Genomic DNA, 12,323 nt, shown 5'->3' with positions numbered 1-12,323 from the left:
CGATTTGTCATTTGAAGGATGAATTTGCATACTACATCAGTAGCAACGAATGTATTCGATTGTTTTTGACTAGATTTTTGGTGTTTTCCAACTATTGTTGCAGAAATTGCTATTATGCTGCTAGTCTGTTTTCTAAAGAGTTGAATCCTACCTGTTGTCTGTTGCCTGGGGAGAGATTATCTCTTATCTCTTAGCGATCGCTTGTATTTTAACTTTTATTTTTCTTCTAGCTCTCATCGATTGGAAAATTTCAAATCAACTCATAGAAACTAGGAACTGACAATGGTTGAAGCAACAATCGCTGTTGTAGTCGTCACCTATAACCGAAAGAAACTTTTAATAGAATGCCTAGACGCAATACTGACTGGAACGCGCTTGCCAGATAAAATTATCCTTGTAGACAACGGCTCTACTGATGATACACCTGATTTTTTGAAGGCAGAAGGATATCTGGCAAATCAACTTATCGATTACATCCGCTTGCCAGAAAATACTGGCGGCGCAGGTGGATTTTATCAAGGTGTAAAGTATGGATATGAAGCAGGTTACGATTGGCTGTGGTTGATGGATGACGATGCCGAACCTGAAATAGATGCTTTAGAAAAGCTAAGTCATTATCTAGATGAACCTGATGTCAGTGCTTTAGCAAATCTCAAAATAGACTTAGAAGGTGAGATATTGCATCCCCATCTAGGGTTTTTCGACCGCCAAACTCATCAGAATGATTTTGATTTTGATATTGAGATTCATCGGAAGATAGAAGACGATTTAGTCAAAAATCATCGAGCCTTAGAAATAGCTTTTAGTTCTTTTGTTGGCATCCTAGTCAGTAAAAGAGCAATTGAAAAAATAGGATTTCCCAATAAAGAATTTTTTATTAGGGGTGACGACTTGGAATATTGTCTGAGGTTAAATAATGCAGGCAAAATTCTCCTAATTACTGATAGCGTTATTCTTCACAAAGAAGCAGGCGATCCAGGAGCGATTGTTAAACAGTTTTTAGGTAAAATTTCTTATAGAACCAAATATAACAGGATATGGTTAACTTATTTTGAAACCAGAAATGCAATTTGGTTAAGAAAAAACTATGCTAGTAAAACGAGATTTTATTTGAGAACATTTAAATACTATTGTCGCTCTTTAATTGCTATTTTGCTCTTTGACGATCGCAAGTTCAAGCGCCTACAATTTCTCACTGAAGCTTATCAGGATGGCTTCAAGGGTTATTTTGATAACAATAAGCCTAAAATTTTATATGAGGAAAAACTCTAAGGTTTTGGTCAACTGAAGTCAAAAAAAATACGCGCGTTATATATAGGGCATCAAACTCAGTACTCGAACAATGATTCCTTAAACAAGCTTTTATTTAGCGATTCATGCTTTCGTAGATGACTCGAAAAAATCGAAACAAGGAGTGCTTGAATGTTCGATTACTTAATTGTAGGAGCGGGATTTGCTGGCAGCGTCCTGGCTGAAAGGTTAGCAAGTCAGTTGGGAAAAAAAATTCTGATTATCGATACGCGATCGCACATCGGTGGAAATGCTTACGATTGTTATAACGAAGCAGGTATCCTCATACACAGGTACGGTCCCCATATTTTTCACACCAACTCTCGCGAAGTTTTCGAGTATCTTTCGCAATTTACTCAATGGCGTTCTTACGAACACCGCGTTCTTGCCAGTGTTGACGGACAACTCGTGCCAATTCCCATCAATCTCGACACGATTAACCGACTTTACGGACTCCATTTAACCTCATTCCAGCTAGAAGAGTTTTTTGCTTCAGTGGCTGAGCCTAAAGCGCGTATCCTAACTTCTGAAGATGTAGTGGTGAATAAGGTTGGCAGGGAACTCTACGAAAAATTCTTCCGCAACTACACGCGCAAGCAATGGGACATCGATCCATCCGAACTCGATCGATCGGTGACTGCCCGCGTACCTACCCGCACGAACCGCGACAATCGCTATTTTACGGATACATATCAAGCAATGCCCCTGCATGGCTATACTCGAATGTTCGAGAATATGCTATCTCATCCGAATATCAAAATCATGCTCCAAACTGATTATCGGGAAATTGTGGGGACGATACCGTATCGCGAGATGATTTATACAGGTCCAATCGATTTATTCTTCGATTACCGTTACGGCAAGCTTCCTTACCGCTCTTTGGAATTTCAGCACGAAACCGTGAATATGCCCGTGCATCAGCCAGTTGCCGTAGTCAACTATCCTAACGAACACTTGTATACAAGAGTTACAGAATTCAAATACTTAACCGGACAAGAGCATCCTAAAACAAGTATTGTCTACGAGTACCCACGCGCCGAAGGCGATCCATATTATCCCGTACCGCGATCGGAAAATACTGCACTCTACAAAAAATATCAGGCACTAGCTGACGCAACTTCCGGGGTGCATTTTGTCGGCAGGTTGGCGACTTACAAGTATTACAACATGGATCAAGTCGTCGCTCAGGCTCTGACAATCTACAAAAAGCTGAGAGAAACTGAGAATAGACGATCGCCGGAACTAGACCAAAAGCTGGTTCGGGTAGGTTAGCAGTTGTCAGTGTAGAGACGTTATATGTAACGTCTCTACAAATTTATTCGTGACTAGACGAGAACGAAAATCTGGTTCTATCAACCGCTTGCTACGTATCCCGCCGATTGTAAGGTAATTCAGCATTAATTACCTCGATTTCTTGCCGTTCTAACTCATTGACCTCACGAATGTAGGAAGTTAGAATTTGCGCCAACCGTCGATGATAAAACCGATGTAAGCTGTGATTGACAGTAGCAGGGAAACCGCGCCGCTTTTTATGCCTTCCCCCGCGCCAGGATCGAAAGTTTGAATACCATTGGCGATCGCCCATTCAATCGGCTTGTAGTAGCAAGCCTCGAAGTGCAAGCAATCAATTTCTTGAAAACTGCCCCAATAACGACCGTAGAGGCGATCGCCCTTCGTTAAACAAAATGACATACCCATCGGTTGACGCTTATCTCCTGCCTTATCTCCTGCATGGTAAGCTGCCACAAACAACACGCGATGGCGATAATGGGCGTGCAACTGCTCGAAAAACTTCTTGGTCAAATACTTGCTACCCCACCAGCCGAATTTATCACAGGTATCGGCATAAAAATGATACATCTGCGGAAATAAAGACTTATGGATCTCATCTCCCGTATGAGTCACTAACTCTAAGCCTGCATTTGCTACGGCTTTGCGTTCGCGCTTAATGTTACGGCGTTGGTTGGCGTTGAAGACTCCGAGATAATCATCAAAAGTGGCAAAACCGAGATTTTGCCAGACATAACTGTGGTGCAACCACGTTGTAAATCCGTGTCGTTCGAGGGTGGGTCGCCATGCAGGATCGACATAGAGAAAATGACACCCAGAAATATTGTGGCGATCGCAGAAATGGTCGATTGCACTCACCATCAACGCCGTCATTTCATCCTCATCTTCCCCTGGCGCAACCAAAAACCGATAGCCTTCAGCAGGGGTAAAAGGTGTCATGCCTAAGAGTTTTGGATAGTACTCTACACCGATCCTCTGTGCCAGATCTGCCCATTGGTGGTCGAAGACAAACTCACCTTGACTGTGACCTTTCAGGTACATCGGGGCAGCTGCAACCAGCGTGCGATCGCGCCATATTGTTAAGTGATTCGGCAACCATCCAGCCCTCGCCGTAGCACTACCAGAAGTTTCTAGATTATTCAACCACTCCCACTCCAAAAACGGAGTTGCTAGAGGTAATGCCAAAGCATCCCATGCCGACTGAGGAATTTCAGCAATTTTGTTCGTCCAGGCAACAGAATATTGCGGTTTAAGTTGTTCCACCATTATTTAGGGAGTAGGGAGTAGAGGGACAAGGCGGACAAGGGGACAAGGAAGACAAGGGGGACAAGGGGGACAAGGGGACAAGGGGGACAAGGAAGACAAGGGGGACAAGGAAGACAAGGGGGACAAGGGGGACAAGGGGGACAAGGGGGACAAGGAAGACAAGGGGGAATGACAACCAATTACCAACTACCACTCTTCACGCTCTTACTAATAACTGATAACTGACAACTAGCCACTGTTACTTAAGTTAATCTAACTATTGCGATCGTTGCAGGCGATAGTGGAGAAATACTTCTTGTGCTTCAACTTGAGCTGATAATAGTTCCAGTCGCGGCGCTAAATTTTCTGGGAAACCCATCCCTGCCACTGGGCTAGGGGCGTTTGTCCCCCCCAAAAGTAAAGGACAGACAGTCAACCACATCTCATCGATTAAATCGACTGCTAGCATCGCTGCCACCAACTCACCCCCACCGAGAACGGCTAAGCGTTTGATTCCCAAAGAAAATAACTGTTCTAGAGCAAATGTCCAGTTGATTGTTGGGAGTCGGGAGTCGGGAATCGGGAGTCGGGAATCGGGAGTCGGGAATCGGTAATTGGTAGTTGCTCCCTCAGTCTCGTCAGCCTTCTTATCCTCCCTGTCTCCCTTGTCTCCCTTGTCTCCCTTGTCTCCCTTGTCTCTCTTGTCCCCCTCGTCTCCCTTGTCTTCCTTGTCCCAATTTTGAATTTTGAATTTTGAATTTTGAATTTTGTCTCCGACTCCCTGCTCCCCCACAATCACTTTCTCAAATTCCGATCGCCCCTGCCAAGACTTTGCCCCAGCCGCAGATGTGAGCAACCAACGAGGTACGGGTTGGCGAAAAAATCGCCACTGAGGATCGATCTTGGCACTAGCAGAAGCCAGGATCTGAATTGGTTGTGATTTTTGATGATTTTGTAGTCTTTGATGCAGTAATTTAGCACTAGTTACGCTTAAGGTTGTGCCGTAAGCGCGAAGCGTACCAGCCCCGAATAGTGTGGCATCGGCAGCAGCTATTTGTTGTTCGAGATGGAACCGATCGCGCTGGGAGGAAAAGCGAGCAGGCGATCGCCTCGCATCGGCAATCTTGCCATCGGCACTCATTGCCAAGATAACTGTTGTATGGGGACGACTTCGAGATCGATCCACGAGCTGCTACCTAGTTTTAAACGATCGAGCATGTTGGCAACCATACAGTAGTAGAAAACACTGTCTCTGCGCTGGCAAAATCTGCCGGAAGTTTTAGCGTAAAAAGTCACACTTTAATTAATTTTGAGTTAATGTTTAAAGATAAAACATTTCTTATGATTAACCAACGAATCTTTTTATACAACATATATGGTAGCAGCTAGAGCTTTTAGATATGCTGTGAAAATGTCGAAAACATCAAGAACGCAATTGAGCTTGGCATCCGTAAATCGCGAACTTTGTTTTGTATGATTTGTTAAATCAGACAAAGATTTTAACAGAATTTGCTTGGCAGCGATCGCGTTTAATGGTATTTAAATGCTAAAACTAATCTGTTTGCTAGCAAGCTATTACTAGAGGGTCTTGCATCTATTTTGAGGGAGCTTCCATGGCTAAGCCCAGTCAATCCTCATTTCGCCGTATCTTACTTGCAAGAATACTGCTGCTGACCGTACCAGTGTTGTTGATTGGGGAAGCGGTGACTTTCAGGAAAGCACGTTCTAGCTTGCTAGAAACCGCGCGCTGGAATTTAACTGAAAGTGCGGTGAACAAGGGAGAAAATATCAGCAACGCGATCGCGGCACTGAAATCAAACCTGCTGCTGGCAAGTCAAACCACCGTCATCCGAACAGGTTCGCCTGCACAGGCTCGGGAGTTTCTTCAACAGTTAGCGTCAACGCTGCCAAATACTCAGTGCTTGCAGGTGACTGAGATCGGCACGGGTAATTTGGTAGCCAGTACTTGTGGTAATACTCGAATTGCTTCTGCTAAAGCAGATCCCGCTTGGGAACAGCAGCAAAATCAAAAAATCTCGCCTTTGATTCGCGTTCAGCCACTAGTCGAAATTGACGCGCGGCGATCGCTACAGCTATCCGCCTCGCTAGATCCTCAACGCTCTCTAGGACAACTACAATTAGTTTTATCGGCTCCCGTGTACAACAGTAGCGGGCGATTGACCTACAGCCTCAACGTATTATCGGCACTGCACAAAAGAGAACGAGATCGACCAGGATTGCTGGCTGGCTCCACCGTCGTAATCGATCGCAACGGCACGATCTTAGCTCACCCAATGGCTAACCGCATTGGACGCAACGTCGCGCAAGAGCAAGATGCAGGACAGTTACAACATCTGCTCAAAAATGCGATCGCCGGACGCACGCGCCAAGATTTTATCCACTTGTCGTTCGACCGCAACGGTCCCGATTTGCTAGCGGGCTATAACGTCATTCCCAGTCCGATCGATCGAGCCAACGGATACTGGCTGATTTTAGCCGTTACCCGTCTGGATCATGCCTTGTACGGACTGCAAGAAATTAAAGTTATCCTTGTCGTACTGACCATCGGCTTGTTAGTAGCGACCTTAATCGCCGCACTACATATCATCCGCGATTTAGCAAGACCTTTAGAAAAACTACGGGACTACGCCCTCAACCTCCAAAGCCACCACGCTGCCGAGAGAGTCCCGCACAATTTCAAAGTCCGCGAGGTAGAACAGCTAGCAGAAGCCTTGGAAGAAATGTTAGGACGGCTAAATGCTTCGGCAGCAGAATTAGAAACCGCTTGGCAAGAAGCCCAGACTTCCAACCAGATGAAAAGTGAATTCTTAGCCAATACCTCCCACGAGTTACGCACCCCTCTCAATGCCATCATCGGATGTATTCGCCTCGTCCGCGACGGCTGCTGCGACGATCGCACCGAAGAACTAGAGTTTTTGGCACGGGCTGATGAGGCAGCTATTCACTTATTAGGTATTATTAATGACTTGCTCGATATTGCCAGAATTGAAGCTGGTAAACTCTCAGTCGTTACGGAAGCGCTCGATTTACGGCAAGTATTACGAGAAGCGATCGACCTGCAAAAGGTACAAATTCAGCAAAAAGGGCTGCAATTGATCGCTACAGAGTGGCAAGAACCGCTACTAGTTCATGCCGATGCTGCCAAACTTAAGCAAGTGCTGATCAATGTTATAGGTAATGCTGTCAAGTTCACCGATCGCGGCAGCATCAGTATCAAAATAGAAGTTACTGCCCAACCCGTACAAGATGGCAGTACTACATTTTGGGTCACTGTGGCTGTAGAGGATACGGGACTGGGAATCGATCCGGCTCAACAACACAAGCTCTTTCGTCCCTTCGCCATGGTAGATGGTACTACTACCCGCAAGCTAGGCGGGACTGGCTTAGGATTGGCAATTTCCCGCAATTTAATTGAATTAATGGGGGGTCGCATTGCCCTCAGTAGTCCTGGTATCGGTCTAGGGACTACTGTAGAAATCAGCTTACCGTTAGTCGATCCTTTGCCGTCTCCTCCCAGCTTGGAGACGCAGCTATCAGAGCGATCGCACTCCACCAGCGACAGCAATTTTGATTTAAACGAACAGAGAGCTTTACTAGAGGATGACTTGAGAGAGAGAATCATAGAAGAATCCAAAAGACTAGACTCCATTAGCTCCGTCAAAAGTATAAAAGTTGAGGAAAACATTAACGGTAGTGGCGTGACTTGTCTTTGACCGATAACTTTGTAGAGACGTTACATGTAACGTCTCTACAAAGTTATTGGTTATTAATTTGTGAATTCTGGTAAATTCTACTGTGCTATTTATACCAATTGAGATTTTGTTGGTAGAAGATGACTCTGGCGACGTGCAGTTAACTAAATTGGCTTTAGAAGAAAGCAAAATGTCTGTAAACTTGCACGTAGTTGAGGACGGTGTAGAAGCGTTAGCATTGTTGCGAAAAGAGGGAAAGTATGCTAACACAAAACATCCAGATATAATCTTGCTCGATCTCAATCTGCCTAAAAAGGATGGGCGAGAAGTGCTAGCAGAGATTAAAGCAGACCCCAACCTCAAGCGCATTCCTGTTATCGTACTGACAGCTTCTCAAGCTGAGACAGATATACTCAACGCCTACAATCTCAACGCCAATTGTTACATTATCAAACCAGTTGACTTTGACCGCTTTGTCAAAATCGTGCAATCGATTGAAAACTTTTGGTTCACCATCGTGAGGCTGCCGTAAACCCTGCACAGTCAACTATCAGTGGCTAGTGGTTAGTGGCTAGTGGAACCAGTGGCTAGTAATTGCGACTTACGACTTCTTCCTAGTATTCCAGCAAACTTCCGACTGCTGGACAAAATTGCTATCTTTGATAATAACCATAGATATTGTTAAGAATAATTAAGAGAGGTATTGTGGCTCTATACGCTGAATTGCACCGCCACTTGGGGGGTTCGGTCGTGCCTCGCGTTCTCTGGCGCTATTTCCAGCGTCACGCTGACGACAAAATCGAGCGGTTTCCTGACTATGCTGCGTTTGAAGATTTCTATACCCGTCCCCGCAACACGTTGGACGAGTATTTAGAATTGCACACTTTAGTTGAGAGCGTGCAAACAATTGAGACTTTGCCTTACTTTGTCTATCGCTTGATTCGTGGGGCGTATATTTTTGAAAATTTGGCGTACTTAGAAATTCGCTACACGCCATATTTACGCACGTCAGAGCATTTAACTCAATCCCAACGGATCGAACAGATGGCGGAGATTGTTGACGTGGTAGGTAAAGCAAGCCAACTTTCCGAATATCCGATTGTCACTAGCCAAATTTTGTGTATGCATTCGCGGCTACCCTATGAGGTAAATCGGGCAATTGTGGACTTGGCTGCCCAAAAACGAGAATATGTCTGTGCTGTGGATGTCGCTGGTGGCGATGGACATTATGCAGAACGCCTCGAAGAGTTCGTGCAATTGTATGCCTACGCGCGATCGCTTGGTTTAAATACCACGGGACACTTATATGAAACTCCCGCAGGTTGTTATCCCGAACTGTTGCCCTATCTGATGCGGATCGGTCACGGTATCCAAATTCCCCTGCTGCATCCCGAACTATTACCAGATTTAGCCAGCAGGCAGCAATGTTTAGAGGTTTGTCCCACAACTTATTTAAAGACGGGAACCCTACAGGACATGCGCCAGTTGAAGTTGGTATTCGATCGTTGTTTGGATGCTGGGGTAGATATTGCCATTTGCACGGATAACGCCGGATTGCACAACGTCCGGTTGCCATTTGAGTATGAAAATCTGCTGACGCTAGATATTATTGACTTTGACGAATTGCAAGCTTGTCAAGATGCAGCCTTCCGCCATGCCTTTGCTTGGCCCTATGGCGATCGCCCAGCGTCTTTACTCAATGGATTACTCAAGCCATCATTACCAACGGGGGTGCTAGCAATGCAAGATTAAGATTGGTAGATGGTAATTGGTAATTGGTAGTTGGTAGATGGTAGTTGATAAGTAGGTGGAGTTTTATGTCTAGCCACTAGTCACTACTCTCTACTTACTACTCACTACTCTCTAATATGAGCGCTAATAACCAAAATACTGGAATTTCAGGCATATTAGCAGCCAATATCGAATTGATCCAACTTGCTGATGGAATGCTTTTTGGTGAAGGACCAGTTTGGGACAAGCAGCATCAGCAACTTATTTTTAGCGATACTGGGGCAAACGAACATAAATCTTGGAGTAAAACTCAAGGATTGCACACTTACCGCAAACCCAGTTATCAGCCAAATGGCAATGTGCTTGATTCTGTGGGTAATCTTTATACTTGCGAACACGAAACGCGGGCAATAAGTATTACAGATCAAGACGATCGCCGGACAATTTTATGCGATCGCTTTCAAGGTCAGCGGTTCAATTCACCGAATGACTTGGAAATTAAATCGGATGGGACGATCTGGTTTACCGATCCACCTTATGGTTTGGGTGATGGAACTAAAGAGATAGAATTTAATGGCGTATTTCGCTACGTTCCAAAAACACAAGAAATAACTGTAGTTATTCAAGATTTGAGTATGCCGAATGGCATTGCTTTTTCTCCAGATGAAACCAAGCTATATGTAGGTAACTCAGCAGCAGGCGATCGCTATATTTGGGTATTTACTGTTAACTCAGATGGAACTCTTTCTAGTGGAGAAAAACTCTGTCAAATTGATAATAATGATTGGGGAGCTGATGGGGTTGACGTAGATACTAATGGCAATATTTATGCAGGTTGCGGCGATGGCGTCCACATTTTTTCTCCTACAGGTTTACTACTAGGTAAAATTTTGACCCCGAGCGCTATTTCTAATTTCGCCTTTGGTGGGGAAGACGGTAAGACTTTATTTATGACGAGCGAACACGCCTTGTACAGAATAGAATTATTAGTTGCAGGCGCAGTGCAGCGATGGTGAAATTTCTGATGAAAGTTTTTTTGGAAACTCATAGACTAGTTCTCCGTCAATTTACGCCGGATGATGCTCAACATTTATTAGCTTTAGATAGTGACATTGAAGTTATCCGTTATGTAGATTTAGGGATGATTAAAGAAGGAAAACCTCTAGAGAAAAGTTCTGAAGACTATCAAAATAATGTTTTACCCAAATGGATGCACTATTATCAACAATATCCAGGTTATGGATTTTGGGCAGCAATTGAAAAATCGAGTCAAGAATTCATCGGTTGGTTTCATTTACGACCGGCATTAGATAGTCAATTTAATCTTAGTTCAAAATTCTTCCATGCTGATGAAATTGAATTAGGTTATCGTTTGCGTCGAGTTTCTTGGGGTAAAGGATATGCCACTGAAGGTTCTCGCGCCCTCGTCACAAAAAGCTTTGCCGAATTAGGGACTCAGTGCATCGTATCTTCTGCATTGGCAGAAAATCGAGCTTCTAGTCGGGTGATGGAAAAAGCAGGGTTAAAGTTTGAATTAAAGTACGTTCACCCAGAAATCGAGCGCGAGGTGGTGAAGTATAGTTTGAGAAATCCTCATAAAAATTGGTAGGAATACACAAAATTGGTAGGGGCGCAAAATTAGGTAGGGGTACAAAATTAGGTAGGGGCGCACAGCTGTGCGCCCCTACTTTACGAAATCCTAATTTTCGCAGCGTGTAACGCCATTAAATTTAACCGTCACCTAAATTCTTAGGAATCTCTTTAGGAATTACCCAGTAATAAATGGTAGAACCACCAGGAGTCTGCAAGGTTTTTTCTGGCTTCCAATCGCCCATATCAAACGCATGAGACACGATACGAGTCCCAGGTTTGAGCTGTTTAAATAGCTGCGGTCTGAGCTTAACATTAAGTTCGGGCAACAAATAAAGCGTTACGACAGTTGCATCGCTGAAGTCGCTCTTAAACAGGTCTTGATTGAGAAACGTCACGCGGTCTGTTACGCCTGCTTTTTTAGCGTTTTCCTTTGCTTCTTTAATCCGTTCTGGGTTGATGTCTATCCCAACTGCCTTTTTCACTTGATATTTTTGTACAGCAGTAATTGGGATGCGTCCGTCGCCACTACCAAGGTCATAGAGCGTATCATTTTTAGTCACTTTAGCAACTTTGAGCATTTCGTCTACCGTCTCTTGAGGTGTAGGTACGTAGACGACATCTGGTTCGCGTAGTGGTGCTTGCGTATCTTGGGCAATTGTTTGAGTTTGAGCGTTAGTTTGGGTAGTGAGACTGTAACCAGTTATTCCTAAGCCAACTATACCAATGCAGGCGATCGGTAGTAGGAACAAGCGTTGTCGGCGCATTATTTTCCTTTCCTGTAGCCGTTTCCGTATAACATAATGCCATGTTATAAGTCGTAAGTTGTAAGTCGTAAGTCGTAATTAAGGAAGCAGGGAGTAAGGAGAATTCGGAATTCGGAATTCGGAATTCGGAATTCACGCATTCAAAATGTATCACTCGCAAGAGCGCAAGAGCGCCTTTCACCAATTACCAATTACCAATTACCAACTACCAACTACCACCCATCAATTAAATAAGTACGCCAGGATTGAATTTTATCTTCATCGGTAGTTTGAGGAATTGCTAAACGCCAGGTTTTCCCCTCTTTCTGAAGTTGTAAATAGACCTCGAATGGATTATTTTCTTGCGTTATCCGTCGTTGAGAAATTTGTAAGGTGCGATCGTAAGTTCCGATAATTCGATATGCTGGTAAGTTTCCAATTTTGAGTTGTTGCTGTTCTTGTATTCGCAGGCGATCGATTTCTAGTTTAAGTGGTGTAGATAGATGGAGTTTCTGACTGATTTGTTGTTGTATTTGAGATAATTGAACTGCTAAAGCTTTTTGCACCAGTCGCTCGTTTGGGATTACGATTGGAGTGCTACTACATGCTGTCAGAAATATTAGCAAGATTCCAATTAAAACGAGCGGTAATTTTCGGCACATAGAACTTGCATTCGTGGGCGACAAGAGACAGCAACTCAAATGAACTCTAGATATAT

10 protein-coding genes and 1 pseudogene are annotated in these 12,323 nt (G+C 44.2%); 7 read left to right on the top strand and 4 right to left on the bottom strand.

Going from position 1 to position 12,323, the window contains the following annotated elements:
- Window positions 1–282 precede the first annotated feature (282 nt).
- The gene (locus M5J74_RS06630; protein ID WP_015153350.1) at window positions 283–1,272 is read left to right on the top strand and encodes a glycosyltransferase family 2 protein; all 990 of its coding nucleotides are present in this window, start codon (window positions 283–285) and stop codon (window positions 1,270–1,272) included.
- 150 nt (window positions 1,273–1,422) lie between these two features.
- On the top strand, window positions 1,423–2,562 hold the full coding sequence (glf, locus tag M5J74_RS06625; protein ID WP_250016058.1) for a UDP-galactopyranose mutase: 1,140 nt from the start codon (window positions 1,423–1,425) through the stop codon (window positions 2,560–2,562).
- 91 nt (window positions 2,563–2,653) lie between these two features.
- Here the strand turns inward: glf and M5J74_RS06620 are convergent.
- Both M5J74_RS06620 and M5J74_RS06615 read right to left on the bottom strand, forming a co-directional pair.
- Window positions 2,654–3,846, bottom strand: a pseudogene (locus M5J74_RS06620) (GNAT family N-acetyltransferase).
- A 256-nt stretch (window positions 3,847–4,102) separates the two neighbouring features.
- Window positions 4,103–5,011, bottom strand: coding sequence for a RibD family protein (locus M5J74_RS06615; protein WP_015153347.1), 909 nt, complete (start codon window positions 5,009–5,011; stop codon window positions 4,103–4,105).
- A gap of 427 nt (window positions 5,012–5,438) precedes the next feature.
- Here M5J74_RS06615 and M5J74_RS06610 point away from each other — a divergent pair, with 427 nt between their 5' ends.
- The 5 genes from M5J74_RS06610 (at window position 5,439) to M5J74_RS06590 (ending at window position 10,878) form a co-directional block, all read left to right on the top strand.
- Window positions 5,439–7,559: a hybrid sensor histidine kinase/response regulator gene (locus tag M5J74_RS06610; protein ID WP_015153346.1), complete on the top strand. Its 2,121-nt coding sequence runs from the start codon at window positions 5,439–5,441 to the stop codon at window positions 7,557–7,559.
- A gap of 82 nt (window positions 7,560–7,641) precedes the next feature.
- On the top strand, window positions 7,642–8,070 hold the full coding sequence (locus tag M5J74_RS06605; protein ID WP_015153345.1) for a response regulator: 429 nt from the start codon (window positions 7,642–7,644) through the stop codon (window positions 8,068–8,070).
- A gap of 173 nt (window positions 8,071–8,243) precedes the next feature.
- Window positions 8,244–9,290, top strand: a complete 1,047-nt coding sequence (locus M5J74_RS06600) for an adenosine deaminase (protein WP_106216232.1) — start codon at window positions 8,244–8,246, stop codon at window positions 9,288–9,290.
- A 116-nt stretch (window positions 9,291–9,406) separates the two neighbouring features.
- Complete coding sequence (locus M5J74_RS06595) at window positions 9,407–10,285, top strand: SMP-30/gluconolactonase/LRE family protein (protein ID WP_250016056.1); 879 nt, start codon at window positions 9,407–9,409, stop codon at window positions 10,283–10,285.
- 8 nt (window positions 10,286–10,293) lie between these two features.
- Complete coding sequence (locus M5J74_RS06590) at window positions 10,294–10,878, top strand: GNAT family N-acetyltransferase (RefSeq protein ID WP_250016054.1); 585 nt, start codon at window positions 10,294–10,296, stop codon at window positions 10,876–10,878.
- Window positions 10,879–10,999: 121 nt separating this feature from the next.
- On the opposite strand, the gene M5J74_RS06585 is transcribed toward M5J74_RS06590, so the two are convergent.
- Both M5J74_RS06585 and M5J74_RS06580 read right to left on the bottom strand, forming a co-directional pair.
- Complete coding sequence (locus M5J74_RS06585) at window positions 11,000–11,626, bottom strand: cyclopropane-fatty-acyl-phospholipid synthase family protein (protein WP_015153341.1); 627 nt, start codon at window positions 11,624–11,626, stop codon at window positions 11,000–11,002.
- Between the two features lie 212 nt (window positions 11,627–11,838).
- Window positions 11,839–12,171, bottom strand: a complete 333-nt coding sequence (locus M5J74_RS06580; protein WP_241994199.1) for a hypothetical protein — start codon at window positions 12,169–12,171, stop codon at window positions 11,839–11,841.
- Between the last annotated feature and the right edge of the window lie 152 nt (window positions 12,172–12,323).

Origin of the sequence: Chroococcidiopsis sp. CCNUC1, from assembly GCF_023546805.1 — a bacterium.
Classification (GTDB): Bacteria; Cyanobacteriota; Cyanobacteriia; order Cyanobacteriales; family Chroococcidiopsidaceae; genus Chroococcidiopsis; species Chroococcidiopsis thermalis.
The sequence above is the reverse complement of the archived record's forward strand: the minus strand, read 5'-3'. Positions and strand labels throughout refer to the sequence as shown.